Source organism: Actinophytocola sp. NPDC049390, assembly GCF_044466355.1.
In the GTDB taxonomy this organism is placed as follows: Bacteria; Actinomycetota; Actinomycetes; order Mycobacteriales; family Pseudonocardiaceae; genus Actinophytocola.
Map to the genome: position 1 here is coordinate 56,107 of NZ_JBITMQ010000011.1, position 17,560 is coordinate 73,666.

At 69.1% G+C, this 17,560-nt stretch carries 14 protein-coding genes; 6 read left to right on the forward strand and 8 right to left on the reverse strand.

Features of this window, described 5'->3' with window-relative positions; translation table 11 throughout:
• Window positions 1–29 precede the first annotated feature (29 nt).
• Window positions 30–410: a hypothetical protein gene (locus ACIBVP_RS28215; RefSeq protein WP_396109377.1), complete on the forward strand. Its 381-nt coding sequence runs from the start codon at window positions 30–32 to the stop codon at window positions 408–410.
• Between the two features lie 181 nt (window positions 411–591).
• On the opposite strand, the gene ACIBVP_RS28220 is transcribed toward ACIBVP_RS28215, so the two are convergent.
• From ACIBVP_RS28220 to ACIBVP_RS28235, 4 genes are all read right to left on the reverse strand, one after another.
• Window positions 592–2,115 carry a beta-N-acetylhexosaminidase gene (locus tag ACIBVP_RS28220; protein WP_396109660.1) on the reverse strand — a complete coding sequence of 508 codons (1,524 nt, stop codon included), beginning with the start codon at window positions 2,113–2,115 and terminating at the stop codon, window positions 592–594.
• Window positions 2,116–2,220: 105 nt separating this feature from the next.
• Window positions 2,221–3,051 (reverse strand): carbohydrate ABC transporter permease, encoded by an 831-nt coding sequence (locus ACIBVP_RS28225; protein WP_396109378.1) that lies wholly within the window; start codon window positions 3,049–3,051, stop codon window positions 2,221–2,223.
• Window positions 3,048–4,025 (reverse strand): carbohydrate ABC transporter permease, encoded by a 978-nt coding sequence (locus ACIBVP_RS28230; protein WP_396109379.1) that lies wholly within the window; start codon window positions 4,023–4,025, stop codon window positions 3,048–3,050. The genes ACIBVP_RS28225 and ACIBVP_RS28230 overlap by 4 nt, the downstream gene beginning before the upstream one ends.
• On the reverse strand, window positions 4,025–5,311 hold the full coding sequence (locus tag ACIBVP_RS28235; RefSeq protein WP_396109380.1) for a sugar ABC transporter substrate-binding protein: 1,287 nt from the start codon (window positions 5,309–5,311) through the stop codon (window positions 4,025–4,027). The genes ACIBVP_RS28230 and ACIBVP_RS28235 overlap by 1 nt, the downstream gene beginning before the upstream one ends.
• 276 nt (window positions 5,312–5,587) lie before the next feature.
• On the opposite strand from ACIBVP_RS28235, the gene ACIBVP_RS28240 reads away from it, so the two are divergent.
• Window positions 5,588–7,048 (forward strand): TIR domain-containing protein, encoded by a 1,461-nt coding sequence (locus ACIBVP_RS28240; protein WP_396109381.1) that lies wholly within the window; start codon window positions 5,588–5,590, stop codon window positions 7,046–7,048.
• A 42-nt stretch (window positions 7,049–7,090) separates the two neighbouring features.
• A complete protein-coding gene (locus ACIBVP_RS28245; protein WP_396109382.1) occupies window positions 7,091–7,756 on the forward strand; it encodes an HD domain-containing protein in 666 nt (221 codons plus the stop codon).
• On the opposite strand, the gene ACIBVP_RS28250 is transcribed toward ACIBVP_RS28245, so the two are convergent.
• Together ACIBVP_RS28250 and ACIBVP_RS28255 are read right to left on the reverse strand one after the other, a co-directional pair.
• Window positions 7,736–8,182 (reverse strand): hypothetical protein, encoded by a 447-nt coding sequence (locus tag ACIBVP_RS28250; RefSeq protein ID WP_396109383.1) that lies wholly within the window; start codon window positions 8,180–8,182, stop codon window positions 7,736–7,738. The genes ACIBVP_RS28245 and ACIBVP_RS28250 overlap by 21 nt on opposite strands.
• 9 nt (window positions 8,183–8,191) lie before the next feature.
• Window positions 8,192–9,460 (reverse strand): hypothetical protein, encoded by a 1,269-nt coding sequence (locus ACIBVP_RS28255; protein ID WP_396109384.1) that lies wholly within the window; start codon window positions 9,458–9,460, stop codon window positions 8,192–8,194.
• Between the two features lie 98 nt (window positions 9,461–9,558).
• On the opposite strand from ACIBVP_RS28255, the gene lpdA reads away from it, so the two are divergent.
• On the forward strand, window positions 9,559–10,947 hold the full coding sequence (gene lpdA, locus ACIBVP_RS28260) for a dihydrolipoyl dehydrogenase (protein ID WP_396109385.1): 1,389 nt from the start codon (window positions 9,559–9,561) through the stop codon (window positions 10,945–10,947).
• 84 nt (window positions 10,948–11,031) lie between these two features.
• Here the strand turns inward: lpdA and ACIBVP_RS28265 are convergent, their stop codons facing one another.
• Window positions 11,032–12,609 carry a protein-arginine deiminase family protein gene (locus ACIBVP_RS28265; protein ID WP_396109386.1) on the reverse strand — a complete coding sequence of 526 codons (1,578 nt, stop codon included), beginning with the start codon at window positions 12,607–12,609 and terminating at the stop codon, window positions 11,032–11,034.
• Between the two features lie 178 nt (window positions 12,610–12,787).
• On the opposite strand from ACIBVP_RS28265, the gene ACIBVP_RS28270 reads away from it, so the two are divergent.
• A complete protein-coding gene (locus ACIBVP_RS28270; protein ID WP_396109387.1) occupies window positions 12,788–13,495 on the forward strand; it encodes a hypothetical protein in 708 nt (235 codons plus the stop codon).
• On the opposite strand, the gene ACIBVP_RS28275 is transcribed toward ACIBVP_RS28270, so the two are convergent.
• A complete protein-coding gene (locus ACIBVP_RS28275; RefSeq protein ID WP_396109388.1) occupies window positions 13,487–15,394 on the reverse strand; it encodes a propionyl-CoA synthetase in 1,908 nt (635 codons plus the stop codon). The genes ACIBVP_RS28270 and ACIBVP_RS28275 overlap by 9 nt on opposite strands.
• A gap of 144 nt (window positions 15,395–15,538) precedes the next feature.
• Between ACIBVP_RS28275 and ACIBVP_RS28280 the strand changes: the two genes are divergently transcribed.
• Window positions 15,539–17,401, forward strand: coding sequence for a serine/threonine-protein kinase (locus tag ACIBVP_RS28280; RefSeq protein ID WP_396109661.1), 1,863 nt, complete (start codon window positions 15,539–15,541; stop codon window positions 17,399–17,401).
• Window positions 17,402–17,560 lie beyond the last annotated feature (159 nt).

Sequence of the window (17,560 nt, forward strand, 5' to 3'; positions counted from 1 at the left end):
GTGAGACGACCAGCCGGAGAGGACCCGCCATGCAGGTGCGCTACAACCCCGCCCTTCCGATCGTGTTCCTCGTGCTCGGGGTGAGCAACACGATGCTCGGCCTGCTCATGCTGCGGACCGGCGGTTCGGCGTGGACGTCGCTGCTCGTCGGCCCGTTGTTCACGGTGATCGGGCTGCTGCAGCTGACCCGCACCTACTTCGAGTTCGATCCGGCGACCAGGACCATCGCCCTCAAGTCTCTCGTGGGCCCGGTCGTGCGGCGGTTCGGCGGCGCGGTGGGCGGTGCGTTGCACGTCGACGGCAACCGGATCCTCTGGACCCGGCCTGACGGGCAGGTGCGGAAGGTGCCCGTCAGCCGGTACCTGGCCCGGGGGGACCAGTGGCGTGCGGTCATCGGCCAGGTCGCCTGACCGCACGCCACCCTGTGCCCCGTCCGCGCGGGGTGGGCACGGTTCTCCGCGGCCCAGGCGGCCGCTGGCGGCGTTGCCGGAAAGCCCAAGTACACCCAGTACGAGCGGCTTCCCGGCGCCTTGCCAGCGACCACCTGGATCCACGGACAACCGACCCACCCCACGCGGACGGGGCACAGCGTCACCAGTCGATCTTCGGGGAGCGGTAGAAGTCGATCCCCATGGCCTCCCAGCGCGGGGCCTGGTCGGCGAGGCGGCTCCGCATCGACTCCCAGTCGTGCGTGGACCACGGTGACCAGCCCAGTTCGGCGAGCACCGGCAGCCTCGGGAACGCCATGAACTCGATGTGGTCGCTGTTCTCCAGCGTCTCCGACCACAGCGCGGCCTCGACACCGAGCACGGCCGACTCCGGCACACCCTGCACGAACGTGCCCGGGTTCCAGTCGTACGCGTCGTCCACCTCGGTGAAGCCCGCCCACGACAGGCCCAGCGGCGTGTTCTCGTCGTACTTCATGTCCATGTAGGCCTTGCTGGCCGGGGACATCAGCACCTTGTGCCCGCGGGCCGCGCCGTCGGCCACCAGGTCGTTCGTGTTCGTCGTGCCCCAGTACTGGGCGACGGCCGAAGTCGGCGGGGTGGCCTTCAGGTACTCGTGCCAGCCGAGCAGCTGCTTGCCGGTCGCCTCGACCATCGGGAACACGCGGTCGAAGAACTTGATGAAGTCCGGGTCCGTCGTCGAGTGGGCCTCGTCGCCGCCCAGGTGCAGGTACGGGCCGGGGGTCAGCTCCGCCACCTCGGTGATCACGTCCCGCACGAACTGGTACGTGATCTCCTTGTCGATGCACAGCGAGCTGAAACCGACCTCGATCCCGGTGTAGAGCGGCGGGGCCACCCCGTCACAGTTCAGCTCCGCGTACGACGCCAGCGCGGCGTTCGTGTGGCCCGGCATGTCGATCTCCGGGACGACCGTGATGTTGCGGGCCGCCGCGTACGACACGAGGTCCCGGTACTGGGCCTTCGTGTAGTACCCGCCCGGGCCGCCGCCGACCTCCGTCGAGCCGCCGTACGTCGCCAGGCGCGGCCAGCTGGAGATCTCGATCCGCCAGCCCTGGTCGTCCGCGAGGTGCAGGTGCAGGTGGTTGATCTTGTACAGCGCGAGCTGGTCGATGTAGGTCTTCACCTCGTCCGGGGTGAAGAAGTGCCGCGCCACGTCGAGGTGTGCGCCGCGGTAGGCGAACCGCGGGTGGTCGACGATCTTCCCGGCGGGCACTACCCACGGACCGCGCTGCTTCGTGCGGGACTCCACCGTGGCGGGAAGCAGCTGACGCAGCGTCTGCACACCCGTGAAGAGCCCCGCCGGGGTCCGTGCCTTCAGCGACACGCCCCGCCGGTCGACCGACAGTTCGTAACCCTCGGTGCCCAACCGGGCGGGGACGTACCCCAGCGACAGGTCGATGCCACTGCCCTGGCGACGGTCCGTCACCACCGGCAGCCGGTACCCGGTCGACGGCCGCAGCACGCCCGCCAGGAAGTTCCCGACGCCCTTCGCTGCGCGGTCGACGGTGATCGCCGTGTCGGACGTGATGGTGAAACCGCCGCCGTGGCGGTCAGGTGTGACCGACACAGGGGCCGGTATCACCTGGGTCATGCGGGACTCCTCCGAGGTGGTGGCCGACGCGGGAACGCCGGCGCCGAGCACGGCCATGCCGCCGATGGCCAGTAGGGACACGAGACGGGATGCGAGCGACCTGGACACGAGATCCTCCCGAATGGTTCGGACCTTCAGGTCTAACTGGTCCAGACCACCAGGTCAACCCTTGAGCGCCCCCGCGGTCGCGCCGGACACCAGCTTGCGCTGCACGATCAGGAAGAAGATCAGGGCAGGCAGCGAGTACATGACGGACGCCGCCATGATGGCGCCCCAGTCGGTGCCGAACACCGTCCTGAACGTCGACAACCACACCGGCAGCGTCTGCTTGTCCTTGTCACGCATGAACACGAGCGCGTACAGGAACTCGTTCCACGCCGTGATGAACGCGAACACCGACGTCGCCACGATGCCCGGTCCGAGCAGCGGCAGCACGACTCGGCGGAACGCGCCGAACCGGCCGCAGCCGTCGACCATCGCCGCTTCCTCCAGCTCGAACGGGATGCCCTGCACGAACCCGCGCAGCGTCCACACCGTGAACGGCAGCGTGATCGCGAAGTACACGAGCAGAAGCGACGGCAGCTGGTTGAGCAGCCCGGCGTCCTGCATGAGCAGGAACATCGGGATGAACAGGGCCTCCATCGGCGCCATCTGCGCGATCAGCACCAGCAGCAGGAACCCCTTGCGCCCACGGAACCGCAGCCGGGCCAGCGGGAACGCCGCCAGCACGCCTGCCACGAGCGAGCACAGCACCGCCCCGACCGTGACGATCAGGCTGTTCGTCAGGTGCGTCAGGAAGCCCGGCTTCTCCCACGCGCTCACGAAGTTGTCGAACGTGACCGACAGTGGGATCAGGTCGTAGTCGGGGGTGAGCATCTCGACCGACGGCTTGAACGCGCTGGTCAGCAGCCAGTACGTCGGGAACGCGAAGAAGATCGCGACGACCACGCCGGTCGTGTTCAGCGCGATCCGCTTGCCTCTCGTCGGCCTCACGAGACGTCACCTTCCCGAGTGCGCAGCAGCAGCTGCAGGTAGCGCGCGGTGAGCACGACGAGCACGAGGATCATCAGCACCGCGACCGCCGACGCGATGCCGAAGTGCCGTCCCGCGATGCCACGCAGGTACAGCAGCACCGGCAGCGTGGTGCTCTCGCCGTCCGGGCCGCCCTGGCGGATCGCCCACACCTGCGCGAACACCTTGAAGTCCCAGATCACCGACAGGAACGAGGCGAGCGTGACCATCGGCCGGATCGTCGGCCAGGACACGGTCGAGAAGGTCTGCCACGAGGACGCGCCGTCCATGGCGGCCGCCTCGTACAGCTCCCTGGGCGCCTGCAGCAGGCCCGCGTAGATCGTGAAGCAGACGAACGGGACCGCCTGCCAGACGATCAGAACGCCGATGACGACGAGCGTGCTCGCGCCGGACGAGAACCACGAGAAGCCCTGGAAGGAGTCAAAACCCAGCTTCACCAGGGTCTTGTTGAGGATCCCGTACTGCTGGTCGAAGATCCACTGGAACACCGTGGTGGTCGCGAGGATCGGCGTCGCCCACGCCAGCACGAGCGTGACCTGCACGAACACCCGGACCGGCCCGGACAGGTGCCGCATGAGCAGCGCGATCAGCAGGCCCGCCACGACCGTGCCCGCCACGACGGCCGTCGTGAACACCACCGTCCGCAGGGTGATCGTCCAGAACTCCGGATCGGACAGCACGTCCGAGTAGTTGGCGAGCCCGACCCAGACCACCTCACCGCGCACCAGCTCACCGAGGTCGAGCTTGCGGAAGCTGATGCCGATGACCTGGATCGCGGGCCACGCGAGCAGCACCAGCATCACGATCACGGCCGGCGCCAGCAGCAGGTAGGGGATCGTCTTCTCACCGATACCGGCGCGCCCGCGCCCCGACGCGCGCGCCGGTGCCGGCGGGGAGGTCCCCGCCGGCACCGAGGTGTGGATGGTCGCCGTCATCAGCCGGTGAAGGCGGCGTCCAGCGCGGTGTCCGCGTCCTTGGTCGCGGTGTCGATGTCCTTCGCGCCGGTGAGGTAGGCGGTGAGCATGTCCTTCAGCGGGTTCTGGCCCGCCTCGATGGTCGCCCACGTCGGGGTCGCGGGAACCGCCCTGCCGTTCTTCGACGCCGCCGCCATCGCCTTGCTGACCGGGTTCGCGTCCAGCGGGGACAGGTCGGTCGACGCGCCCGGCACCATGCCGGCCTCGGCGAACTGCTGCTGGTACTTGTCGGACAGGATCAGGCGCAGGTAGTCCTTCGCGAGGTCGGTGTTCGTGCTGTTGACCGGGATCGCGAGGTTGCTGCCGCCCTGGAACACGGGCGCGGTCTCACCGGCGTTCTTCGACGGGATCGGGAACGCCGACGAGTTCTTCTCGATGTCGGGGTTGTCCTTCGCGGCCGTGCCCAGCTCCCACGGCAGCGCGATCATCATCGCGACCTTGCCCTGGCCGTAGATGCCCGCCTGCTCGGGGTTCTGCTCGTCGTTGTCCTTCGGCGCGGTGGTGCCGGAGGCCTCGACCAGCTCCTTGTAGAACTCGAGACCGGCCTTGGCCTCCGGCGTGCTCATGGTCGCCTTGAACTTCGTCCCGTCGGCCTTGGCGATGTCGCCGCCCTCGTCGTAGATGAACGACAGCAGCGTGTACCAGTTCTGGCCGGGCAGGTAGAGCGCCTGGAACCGCGGTTCATCGCCGAACTTGGCGCGCAGCTTGGCGATCGCGTCCAGCCACTCCTCCCGCGACGTCGGCGGTGCCGTGATCCCGGCCTGCTCGAACATGTCGGTGCGGTAGATGACCGAACGGTTCGCGGCGTAGAACGGCGTGGAGTACTGCTTGCCGTCCCACTCGCCGGAGGACTTCAGCGACTGCAGCCACGCGTCCCCGTTCATGCTGTCGACGTCACCGGTCAGGTCGGTCAGCACCTCGAGCGCCGCGAACGAGGGCGCCTGGGTGTTGCCGAGTTCGATGACGTCCGGCGGGTTCTGGCTGGCCAGGGCAGTGGTGAGCTTGTCCTGGATGCCGTTCCACTCCTGGACCTCGTACTTGACGGTGACACCGTCGTGGGCGGCCTCGAACTCTTTGTGGAGGGCGTCCGTGAGGGTCTCGGGGGCCGAACCGTTCATCAGCCAGACGGTGAGCGTGCGCGGGCCGCCGCTGCTCTCCTCGCTGCCGCTGCCACCGGAACCGGCACACCCGGCCGTGGCTAACGCGATGGCCGCGGCACCGGCCATCACCTTCGTCAAGCGCTTCACGATCTCGTCCTTCCGTGCGCTGGCCGCGCGATCAACCCAGTGGTTCAGACCTACTGGTATAGACCTAGTGGTTTAGACCAATGGGAGAACTCTGGGCCTGTCGGCCCGCCGTGTCAAGACAATCCGGAAAGACGTTGCCCGTCTGTTTTTGTTGAGTGGCAACGAGATGCGCAATTGGTGCGGGAACATCTCACATGTGGAGCTGGTCCGTCTCGACGGTACGATTGACGGAACTCCAGTCGCCGCAGGTCCCGAAGTGCCCGTCGAGGGGGGCGCATGGACGTCGTGAGCGCCGAAGAAGTCGCTGCCCAGTTGCTCGGGGTGCCCTCGATGACGGCACTCGCCCGGGCGCAGGTGCGGCGCGCGCTGCTACCCGGTGGGCGAGTCGAAGCACACGAGTACGGCAGAAAGCAACATTCGTCCGCGTCTGCGGGAGGCGTGCTCATCGGGCTGTCGGGTTCGCCGGAAGTCCCCGATTCGATCATCGGCCCGCTCAGTGTGGTTGTGGGCGGCCTGATCGACGACGAAGGGCGGGTGCGGTCCCATGACGGCGACGGGGAGAGCGGTGACAGCACGTGGGCCCAGGCTCAGGTGCTGCTGGGGTTGCTCCTCCGACCGCATCTCGCGCCGAAACGGGACCGGCTGAACGCGCTGACCACAAGGCTGCTGTCTCTGCGCGCCGAGGGCGGCGGTTGGCCATTGCGGGAAGGGGAGCCGCCGTCGCTCACGTTCACGTTCTATCCGGTCCTGGCGCTGGCGAGAGCGCTCGATCTCGGATTCGAAGGGGTGCGTGAGGCGTTGCGCATGACCGCGCGTCATGTCGCGGAAGGGCTGTACGGGGACCGCCTCGGACCCGAGGAGCAGGTGATGGCCCACTTCGCGCTCGAGCGCATCGAGACGGCGATCGCTGATCCGGTGCCGACGGATCTCGTTCGGCACCGAATGGAACTCATCGACGCGTGCTGGAGCGCCGGTGTGGGCTTGCGAGTGCATGACCGGCCGGTCACGGTGTCACGGCAGCCGGTGTGGCACTCGATCATCTGGCGGCCGCTGCTGTACCTGTGCCTGCGGCGCTGGGTCTCGCCGCTCAGCGTGCTGGGGGTCCTCGTCGGGGGCGAGGTGATCGACTCCTTCGACCGGGAGCAGGCAGTCTGGAAGGGTCCTGCCGCCACGGTCACCCTCGGGTCCGGGTCTTCCTGGGCCTCGGCTCTGGCCTTCCGTGCCACGCTCGCGTTCGCCGGTGACCTGCGTGCGATCGGTGCGTCTGTCGCCGAGTTTCGCGCTCGTCAACGGGAGCTGTCGACGGAGAACTATGTCTACGACGTGGCCATCTCGTTCGCGGGCGCTGATCGGCCCGTTGCGGAGCGCATCGCGCACCTGCTGAAGGCGGCCGGACTGCGCGTCTTCTACGACCGCGACCAGCAACACATCCTGCTCGGCGAGGACCTCGCCGAGCTGCTGCACAACACCTATTACGCGGACAGCCGGTTCGCGGTGGTCGTCGTCTCACGTGCGTTCATCGCGTCGAAATGGGCGGGCAACTGGGAACTCAAGGCGGTCCTGGCCCGAATGCAACAACAACACGGCGGTTATGTCCTCCCGTACGTGATGGAGGACGTGCACGTGCCGGGGTTGAGTCCCACGCTCGGGTTCGTCGCGGCGAGGGATTTCACCGTCGACGAGTTCTCCGAGCTGGTGATCCGGAAATTTCGCAGTCGCCTGCGCAACACGCCGTGAGATGGTGGCCGATGCGGGGGAGTTGTCTCGTTAACATGCGGCATGCCGCCAGAGACCATGCGCGATGTCGTCACCGAGACGGAACGGGTCGTTCGCGACAGGCTCGGCGACGAGCCGACCGGGCACGACTGGTGGCACGCGGACCGGGTGCGCAGGACAGCGTTGCACATCGCGGAAGAAGAAGGCGCGGACCCGGTCGTCGTCGAGTTAGCCGCCTTGCTGCACGACGTCGAGGACTACAAGTTTTCCGGTAGCGAGGAAGCCGGACCGGCCTTCGCGCACGCGCATCTGACATCGCTGGCGGTCGAGGAGCATGTGGTCACGCACGTCGCGGACATCATCCGGCACATGTCCTTCAAAGGTGCGAACGTCGCACTTCCGCCGCTTTCCCTCGAAGGGAAATGCGTGCAGGACGCGGATCGGCTGGACGCCATGGGTGCGATGGGGATCGCCCGCACATTTGCTTACGGTGGATTTGTCGGGCGCCCCATTCACGACCCGGAGACGGCGCCGTTCATGCACGATTCCGCCGCTGATTACATGAATACGAAAGGGACCTCCCTCAACCACTTCGATGAGAAGTTGTTGTTGCTGGCGTCCCGCATGAACACCGTGCCCGGCAAGAGGCTCGCCGAGGAGCGGCACGTGTTCATGGAGCGGTTCCTCCAGCAGTTCCGTGCGGAATGGTCAGCGGCGCCGCAGGCGTAGTGGGTTGTCGAAGAACTCGTCCTCGTCCACCGGCGGTCGGGGCGCTTCCACCGGCGGTGGTTCCGGCAGGTGTGCGGGGAAGACGCCGATCTCGACCAGTTTCTCCACCGTCGCCGGGGTCGCCTTCGGCAACGAGTCGAACGCGGTCGCCACGGCGCGGTCGGCGTTGCCGGTCGCGAGCGCCTCGACGACCTGCCGCCACGTCAGCTCGCCGCGGTCGATGCGGTCCAGGACTGGCCGCCATTCGTCGGTGTGGGCGTGGCCGAGGACGAACGCCCGCACGCGCTCGACGTCCTCGTCGCTGACCGGCACCGCCTTGCGGTCGAGTGACGTGAGCTGTTCGCGGACGCGGCCCGCCACGCGCAGCGCGTGCTCGATGCGCCCGTCCAGCTCCCGCTCCGCCTGTGTCATCTCCGGGGTGTGCACGGTGATCTCCTAACCCGCGTTCGCGCCGATGTCGTCGAGTTCGGTGAGGGCGTCGTCCGCGTCGGCGACGCTCTCGTCCAGCTCCTGCTTCGTCTTCTTCAGCTCGGCGCGGTGTTCGCTGATCGCCTCGGCGGTCTCCCGGGCCTCGGTGAGGCTGCCGACCTCGGGGATCTGCTTGACGGTCTCCGCCAGCTCCTCGACCGTCGTGAAGTAGTCCGACATGGTCGAGACGATGTCCTCGATGGCGGTGAACAGGTCGAACACCGCCTTCGCGGTCTCGACGATCTGCTTGATGTCGTCGTAGAGGTCGTCGATGTCGATGCCGAACGCCCAGCCGATGTACTTGGCCGCCGACTGGATCGCGGTCCACGCCCAGCCGACGATCGGGAGCGCCTTGGTCGCGATCTTGCGGGCGGCGTCGATGATGACCTGGATGGCCTCGATCGCGAGCTGGGCGATCTTCTTGGAGACCTCCGCGATCTTGCCGAACCCCGCCGCGACGAACTCGCCCATCCGCTGCCCGGCCCACACCGCGCCGCGGTGCCAGAACAGGTCGACGAACTGGCCGAACGCCTCCGACGCCGGGCCCCGCCAGTGGTTGACGGCGAGGTTGGTGGCGTTGTCGCCCAGGTTGGCGGCGAGCAGGCCGAGGTTGTTGCCGACGCTCTCCCACGCCTTGCCGTTGGCCTCGATGCTGTTGTAGTTGCCCGCGAGCGGCGAGATGATCGAGTCGGTGAAGCCCTTCCCGCCGTCGACGTCGAACTCCGACCAGATCCAGTCGAGCACGCCGAGCACGGCGCCGGTGTCGAGGTCCTCCGAGTAGTCGGTGTCCGGCCGGTCGATGGACTCCAGTTCGAGCTGCGTGTACGTGAACGGGGACGCGCCGCCCTCCCGGTGCAGGTCGTAGCCCCGCTGCGGGTTGAAGTAGCCGTACCCGGAGCCGTAGTTGACGTCCTCGTCCGTGTCCCCCGCGAGCCCCGTGCGCTCGAACAGCGCCCGGTGGTCGTAGTCGGTGTAGCCGTAGTCCTTCGCGACGCCGATGACCGCGTCACCCAGGTCGCACAGCTTGCGCTGCATCAGGCTGAACGCCGACCCGACGAGCACCGACGCATCGCCGGTGACGATCTCGCCGAGCGGGGCGAGCAGCCCGGTGAAGCCGTCCGCGCTCATCCCCTCGTCGCGGGCGAGCCGCTCGATCAGCGGCACCGTGACCCCGGCCTCGGCCGCCAGGTACAGGCCGAAGTCGGCCACCACCTTCTCGTGGACCTCGAAACCCATGCTCGACTCCCTGATGTTTGCGTTCGCGAATTGTGATGGTCTCGGTGCATGCCGACCGTGGGCGGCGCAGGTGTGCCCGGTTCGCCTAGGGTTGGATCGTGAGCACACATTTCAACGTCGTGGTTCTCGGGGCCGGGCCCGGTGGGTACGTGGCCGCGGTGCGGGCTTCGCAGCTGGGGCTCTCGACCGCCGTCATCGAGGAGAAGTACTGGGGCGGCGTCTGCCTGAACGTCGGCTGCATCCCGTCCAAGGCGCTGCTGCGCAACGCGGAGCTGGCGCACATCTTCACCACCGAACAGAAGACGTTCGGCATCGAGGTCGACGGCACCGTCCGGTTCGACTTCGGGGTGGCCCACGCCCGCAGCCGCACCGTCGCAGACGGGCGCGTCAAGGGTGTGCACTACCTGATGAAGAAGAACGGCATCACGGAGTTCACGGGCCGTGGCACGTTCACCGGGCCGAACGCGATCGAGGTCAACGGCGAGACCGTGACCTTCGACAACTGCATCATCGCCGCGGGCGCGTCCGCGAAGCTGCTGCCCGGTACGTCGCTGTCCGAGCGCGTCGTGACCTACGAGGAGCAGATCCTCGCCGACGAGCTGCCCGGCAGCATCATCATCGCCGGCGCCGGCGCGATCGGCGTCGAGTTCGCGTACGTGCTCGCCAACTACGGCGTCGACGTGACCATCGTCGAGTTCCTCGACCGGATGGTGCCGCTCGAGGACGCCGAGGTGTCCAAGGAGCTGGCGCGCCACTACCGCAAGCTGGGCGTCACCGTCATGACCTCCACCCGCGTCGAGTCGATCGACGACTCCGGTGACCAGGTCACCGTCGAGGTCACCGACGCGAAGGGCGACAAGAAGACCCTCAAGGCCGACAAGGTCCTGCAGGCCATCGGCTTCCAGCCGAACATCTCCGGCTACGGCCTGGAGGCCGCCGGCGTGGCCACCACCGACCGCGGCGCCATCGACGTCGACGAGTACAGCCGCACCAACGTGCCGCACATCTTCGCGATCGGCGACGTCACCGCGAAGCTCATGCTCGCGCACACCGCCGAGGCCATGGGCATCGTCGCGGCCGAGACCATCGGCGGCGTCGAGACCATGCCGATCGACTACCGCATGGTGCCCAGGGCCACGTACTGCCAGCCGCAGATCGCGAGCTTCGGCTACACCGAGGAGCAGGCCCGCGAGGCCGGCTACGACGTGCAGGTCGCGAAGTTCCCGTTCACCGCGAACGGCAAGTCCCACGGCCTGGGCGACGCCCGCGGCTTCGTCAAGCTGCTGTCCGACGGCAAGTACGGCGAGCTGCTCGGCGGGCACCTGATCGGCCCGGACGTCACCGAGCTGCTGCCCGAGCTGACGCTGGCCCAGCAGTGGGACCTGACCGTCCACGAGGTCGCCCGCAACATCCACGCCCACCCGACCCTGGGCGAGGCCGTCAAGGAGGCCGTCCACGGCCTCGCGGGCCACATGATCAACCTCTGACCCGTGCCCCGGCCACTCCCGCGTGTTCATGACCGTGGGAGTGGCCTCGGCCGGGGCTCGTTCCCGCGCGTAAGAACCCCGTAATCAGCCGACCTCGCGCCACGCGTTGGTCGTGCAGTGGACCTCGCCGCCGCCCAGGTGCGCCCACCCCTGGTCCTCGACCCAGTGGACGTCCACGCCCCGCAGGGCGCGTTCGGTCACGGACTGGAAGATGTCCTCGCCGTCGACCACGGGTGCGTGCGGGTCGGGAGCGGCGAACGTGTGCGCGTCGATCGACAGCCCGTTCGGGATGCCCGGCGTCGCCGCCACGAACAGGCCGATCTCCCGGGGTTTCGTGAACAGGACCGGCACACGGACCAGGTCGGTCAGCCCGGTCTCCGCCGCGAGCACGGAGATCTGGTCGTCGATGTGCCGCGCGGCCTCCTCGTTGTCGGCCAGCAGCCGTTCGTCGGCCAGCACCTCGTCGATCGTGGCGGTCAGCCGCGCACCGGTGAACCGGGCGTCGCCGTGGCCGGCCGCCTGGGCGTTCCTCAGCGTCGACAGTGCCAGCCGCGGGTCGGCGACCATGATCGTCCAGCCGCGTGCGTTGCGGGCCTTGACCACATGGGTCGTCTCGTCGGCGTGACCCACCAGCAGCCAGGACGTGTCGATCACGACAGGCGGCTGCGTGTTCTGGCTGGTCAGGAGCCCGATGAACGCCGGGTCCGGAGTCAGGACGCTGCGCGGGTCGGACCCGTAGACAAGGCGTCCGTCCGGGTAGCCCCGGTACGGCGGCAGCGACTCGATGTTGCCGGTCGCGTTGCGCAGGTCCTTGACCGCGTCGCGGCCGTCGTCGGCCATGGCCTGCACGACCGCGACGTCCGGGCCGCGCAGGTCGCGGAACACCGCCCGGGACGCGGGGCGCGGGGTGCGGACGCCCACGTCCCAGGTGTTGGCGGAGCGGATCGCGAACCGCATGGTCCGGCCGTTGGCCGTGGCGTAGGCGGGCTCGAAGAAGTCCTGCCACCAGTTGTCCTGCCACCACAGGTCGGTCCCGGTCAGGTACCGCATCGGTGCGCCCGCCTTCTCGAGGTCGGCGCTGAAGGACTCCCAGTCGTGCGGCTCCCAGGCGCCGTCGAGCCACTGCCAGCCGTCGGGGCGACCCTGGCCTGCGCCGGGCTTCGCGGCGAACACGGTCGTGGCGCGCTGCAGGTCGTGTTGCAGCATGAGCGGCGCGACCGTGAGCCGGTGGCTGACCGTCCGGTCGCCCGCCGTGAGCGTGACCGTGACCCGGCCGTCCCAGTCCGGACGGCGCACGTCCGTGGCCTCGACCCCCAGCTCGACACCCCGCCGCAACTCGCGGGCTGTCAGCTCGGTGGCAGGCACCCAGTCGCCACGCCGGACGAACACCCGTGCGCGACCCTCGACAGTGATCCGGCCGGACGTGCTCGCGCGAGCCGTCAACCGCGCGAGGTCCTTCGCGTCGGCGCGCCCGTTCACCACGTCGTCGGCGGCGTCGTGGCACGCGGCCAGCTCGGCGTCGACTGCCGGGCCGACCGAGTCCATCTGTTCTGGCGTTACATGACACCTCCCGCTGTCGTCGTCCAGGTTCGGCAGCACGACGTCGTCACCCCGCACCGCGACCGCCGTCGCGCTCGCGGCGGGCACGAATACCAACCCCACCGCGATCGCCAACACTCCTGCGAACCCCTTGTACCGCAATGGTTCCCCCTCCCCGGTGTCCTGTCATCGAACCTAGGTCGGAACTTCGGAGCCGTCGTCCGCCTTAGGTCGTAGACGGGGTCGGCACCTCGGGGGATGGGCGCGGTAAACGACGTGACAGCCACGGGATCATGGAGGCATGCAGGCCACGTTCGACGCCGCCCTCGACGGGCTGTACTCGGCGTTCGCACGCCGGGACCGGCCGACGGCGATCGACTACTGCACGCACTGTGTCGACCCCGCCACCGTGAAGCGGCTGCTCGCACCGGTACCGCTGCGGGAAATCCCCGCCGAGACGATCCGCCCCTACACGGTCGACGTGCTGAGCACCGCGGGCGGCGCGGCGGACTTCCGCCACTTCCTCCCGCGGATACTGCACATCGCCGTCACCGACGGCTTCGGCGGCTATCCCGACCTCGGTCTCGTCATGAGCAAGGTCCGGCGCGCGGACTGGCGCGGCTGGCCCGCGAGCGAACAGCAGGCCGTCACCGACTTCATGCACGCCGTTTGGAGCACGACACTCACGCGGTTCCCGGCCGACCCCGGCGCGGAGGAACTGCTGGGCGCGATCGGGCAGATCGAGGGCGACCTCACCCCGTACCTGCGCACATGGGAGGCCGCTCTCGCGACCCACGCTGGAGCGAGCCACCTGCTGGTGTTCGTCCGTGACACGTTCGGGCGCGCGGGCAGGGAGTACTGGCTGACCGTGCCGGGCTGGCCGGACACCGCCGCCGCGACCGTGCGCGCCTGGCTCGGCGACCTCTCCGGCACGGTGGCGGCGACCGCCGAGGCGGTCACGGACGAGGAGACCGGCGACGTGCTGCTGGAACTGCTCGTCTCACTCTGACGCGCCGCGCAGGATGGGCCGCAGCGCGTCCAGCACGCCTGGGTCCTCGATCGTCGACGGCACCGGCTCGTCGCGGCCGTTGGCGATGCCGCGCATCGTCTTGCGGAGGATCTTGCCCGAGCGGGTCTTCGGCAGCCCGTCGACGACCGACACGTCACGGAACGCCGCCACCGGGCCGATCTGCTCACGCACGGCGGCCACCAGCTCGTCGCGCAGGGTCGGCTCGTCGACGTCCACACCCGCCTTCAGCACCACGAACCCGCGCGGCAGCTGCCCCTTCAACGCGTCCGCGACACCGATCACCGCGCACTCCGCGACCGCCGGGTGCGACGCCAGCACCGCCTCCATCGAGCCGGTGGACAGGCGGTGGCCGGCCACGTTGATCACGTCGTCGGTGCGGCCCATGACGAACACGTAGCCGTCCTCGTCGACGTAGCCGCCGTCGCCCGTCAGGTAGTAGCCGTCGTAGCGCGACAGGTACGACTCGACGTACCGGTCGTGGTCGCCCCAGAGCGTCGGCAGGGTGCCGGGTGGCAGCGGGAGCTTGATGACGATCGCGCCCTCGTCGCCGCGGGGCATCTCCGCGCCCGTCGCGTCGAGGATGCGGACGTCGTAGCCGGGGATCGGGACCGACGGGGAACCCGGCTTGATCGGCAGGTCGTCGAGGCCGCGCGGGTTCGCGCAGATCGGCCAGCCCGTCTCGGTCTGCCACCAGTGGTCGACCACCGGCACGCCGAGCTTCTCGCTCGCCCAGTGGTAGGTCTCCGGGTCGAGCCGCTCCCCGGCCAGGAACAGGGTCTTGAAGCCGGACAGGTCGTACTTCTCCAGTTCGGCGCCCGACGGGTCGACCCGCTTGATCGCGCGGAACGCGGTCGGCGCGGTGAACAGCGCCTTCGCCCCGTGCTCGGAGATGACCCGCCAGAACGCGCCCGCGTCCGGGGTGCCGACCGGTTTGCCCTCGTAGAGCACGGTCGTCGCACCGACGATCAGTGGCGCGTAGACGATGTAGGAATGGCCGACGACCCAGCCGACGTCCGACGCGGTCCACCACACCTCGCCCGGGTGCAGGTCGTAGATGTTGGGCAGTGACCACGCCAGCGCGACCGCGTGGCCGCCGTTGTCGCGGACCACGCCCTTCGGCTTACCGGTCGTGCCGGACGTGTAGAGGATGTAGAGCGGGTCGGTCGCCGCCACCGGCACGCAGTCGGCGGGGGACGCCTGCGCGACCGCGTCCTCCCAGTCGACGTCGCGGTCACCGAGCGTCGCGCGGGCCTGCTCGCGCTGGAGCACCACGACCGTCTCCGGTTGGTGGGTGGTCGTCCTCAGCGCCTCGTCGATGATCGGCTTGTACTCGACGATCCGCGTCGGCTCGATGCCGCAGGACGCCGCCACGATCACCTTCGGCGTCGCGTCCTCGATGCGGCTCGCCAGCTCCTTGGGCGCGAACCCGCCGAACACCACCGAGTGGATCGCGCCGAGCCGGGCACAGGCGAGCATGGCGACGACCGCGCGTGGGACCATCGGCATGTAGATGATCACCCGGTCGCCCTTGGCGACCCCCAGGTCGCGCAGGGCGCCCGCGAACACGGCCACCTCGTCGCGCAGCTCACGGTAGGTGAACGAGGCCTTGTTCCCCGTCACCGGCGAGTCGTACACGAGCGCCGGCTGGTCCCCGCGACCGCCGGCGACGTGGCGGTCGAGCGCGTTGTGGCACGTGTTCAGCACGCCGTCGGGGAACCAGCGGTACCGCGGAGCCGTGTTGTCCGTGTCGTCGCCCGTGTCGTTGTCGCTGAGGGCTCGGGTCGGCCGGGTGTCCCACTCGATCGACTCGGCGGCCGCCAGCCAGAAGGCTTCCGGGTCCGCGAGGCTCCGTCGGTACGCGTCCTGGTAGCTACCCATGGAAAGTCAACTTAGCCCTCTACGGCAACCTGGTCACCGTCGTCAGCGTCGACATAACGAGTCGACATAGGGTGGATCCGCGAACGTGTTCTTCTGGTCTCATGGACAACGGGGAGGGGAGGGATCGTGAATCTGCTCGTGGAGATGGGTAGTTCGCTCATCTCTCTCGCCCACGATCTCTTCCAGCCCAAGTTCTGCCCGGGTGACTGGGTGTGGGCCACGATCATGGCCGGGTTCCTGGTGGGGCTGCTGCCGCCGCTGGGCGCCGTGCTGATCGCGCTGGTCCGCAAGGGCACCGGCAACACCTACAACGCGGCGACGCTGTCCGTGTTCGGCCTGCTCGGGGGCGTGTTCGCGTTCCTGCTGCCGTGGCTGTACACGATGGGCACGTCCGAGACGTTCCTCACGGTGTTCACCAACCGCGAGGCGAACGTCCGCCGCAACACCGGGACCGGGCTGAGCATCGCCGAGGCCGACTCGATGGAGCTCGGCTTCTGCGGGTGGGTCAGCAACCAGGACTACTTCCTCGGTGGCCGCCCGACCGTCTACGAGGTGCTGTTCCACCCGTTCGAGAGCGGCCCGATGCTGCTGCTCCGGTACGTGATGCTGCTGGTGGTGCCGGGCCTCGCGCTGCTGTTCGTGTGGATGCAGGCGCGGCTCGCGTTCCGGCGCGGCGCCAAGTGGCCGGGCAGGCTGTTCTGGCTGCCGTTCCTCGCGGCGCTGCTGCTGAGCGTGGCCGTGAAGGTCAACGTCGCCACTTACATGTGGATCGGGGTGCTGCTCGCGAGCGTGCTCGGGTTGCTGCCGTTGCTGGTGGTGGGGCCGCCGAGCTGGTCGGTGATCGAGCGGCGGCAGAAGGCGGAGGGCGCGGCCGAGCAGCGTCGTGCCGACGCGCAGCAGCGTGCGATGCAGCCGCCGCCGCAGCCGTCACCGCCGCCGTCGCAGCAGCACCGTCAGCAGCCGCCCCCGTACGTGCCGCCGCCACCGCCGCCGCCGTACGTGCCGCCGTCGCAGAACCAGCCCGCGCGGACGCCGCCGCCGACGAAGGTCGCACCGCAGATGCGGGAGCCCGAGCCGGACCGGCAGGCGCTCGCCGCGCTCGCGGCCGACCCCGGGCCGCTGCCGTTCCCGTCGGAGAAGCCGACGTCGGTGCTCAAGCCGGCGAGCGGTCGGTTCCAGAAGCTGCGCCAGCTCGGCACGGGCGGCTTCGGCACCGTGTGGCTCGCGAAGGACACGCAGCTCAACCGCACGGTCGCGATCAAGATGGCGCACGCGCCGGACGCCGAGACCGAGGAGCGGATGCTGCGGGAGGCCCGTGCGCTGGCCGCCGTGCACCACCCGAACTGCGTGCGTGTGTACGACATCGTGTCCGAGACCGACGGGCTCGGGCTGATCATGGAGTACATCGAGGGCGACCAGCTCGCGGAGGTCGTGCACGGGCAGGGCAACCTGTCCGACCTGCAGGCCGCGCGGCTGTGGCTGACGATGGCGGGCGCACTGTCGGCGGCGCACGCGAAGGGCGTGCTGCACCGTGACGTGAAGCCGGCGAACGTGATCGTCGACCCGGACGGCAACCCGCACCTGATCGACTTCGGCATCGCGAGGTCCAAGGGCGACCAGACGCTGACGGCGGCCGGGATGATGGTCGGCACCCCCGACTTCCTCGCCCCGGAGACCGCGACGGGCGCGACGGCCACCCCTGCGTCGGACGCGTGGCAACTGGCGGCGACGGTGAGCTTCGCGCTGGCCGGTCACCCGCCCCGCGGCGTCCGCGAGAACGCCATGGCGGCCCTGATGGCCGCGGCGAAAGCCGAACCCCTGTCCCACCTCCCACAGCGCAGCACCCACCTGCGCCTGCTGCAGGCGTCCCTGGACAAGGACCCGGCCCGCAGGCCCACCCTGGCCGCCGTCCAACGCGAGATGACCGCGTGGATAGCCCGAGCAGGCCAAGAAACAGCAGGCCCGGTAACCCAGGTAGTCCCAAGAGCCCACATAAACCCCAGCTAACCCCGCGAGTCACGCGCTGAAACCCCGCGAGTCGCGTGCTCAAACACCGCGAGTCGCGTGCTCAAACACCGCGAGTCGCGCGTCAGGACATAGCGAGTTGTGGGGTGTGGGGCGGTGGGGGGGGGGGGCGGGGGGCGCAACACCAAACACCGCGGTCGG

What these genes read in the sequence shown, in the direction of transcription:
- ACIBVP_RS28215 (WP_396109377.1), top strand. Translation starts at nt 30, where the DNA reads ATGCAGGTGCGCTACAACCCCGCCCTTCCGATCGTGTTCCTCGTGCTC.
- ACIBVP_RS28220 (WP_396109660.1), bottom strand. Translation starts at nt 2,115, where the DNA reads ATGGCCGTGCTCGGCGCCGGCGTTCCCGCGTCGGCCACCACCTCGGAG.
- ACIBVP_RS28230 (WP_396109379.1), bottom strand. Translation starts at nt 4,025, where the DNA reads ATGACGGCGACCATCCACACCTCGGTGCCGGCGGGGACCTCCCCGCCG.
- ACIBVP_RS28240 (WP_396109381.1), top strand. Translation starts at nt 5,588, where the DNA reads ATGGACGTCGTGAGCGCCGAAGAAGTCGCTGCCCAGTTGCTCGGGGTG.
- ACIBVP_RS28245 (WP_396109382.1), top strand. Translation starts at nt 7,091, where the DNA reads ATGCCGCCAGAGACCATGCGCGATGTCGTCACCGAGACGGAACGGGTC.
- ACIBVP_RS28255 (WP_396109384.1), bottom strand. Translation starts at nt 9,460, where the DNA reads ATGGGTTTCGAGGTCCACGAGAAGGTGGTGGCCGACTTCGGCCTGTAC.
- ACIBVP_RS28270 (WP_396109387.1), top strand. Translation starts at nt 12,788, where the DNA reads ATGCAGGCCACGTTCGACGCCGCCCTCGACGGGCTGTACTCGGCGTTC.
- ACIBVP_RS28275 (WP_396109388.1), bottom strand. Translation starts at nt 15,394, where the DNA reads ATGGGTAGCTACCAGGACGCGTACCGACGGAGCCTCGCGGACCCGGAA.
- ACIBVP_RS28280 (WP_396109661.1), top strand. Translation starts at nt 15,539, where the DNA reads ATGGGTAGTTCGCTCATCTCTCTCGCCCACGATCTCTTCCAGCCCAAG.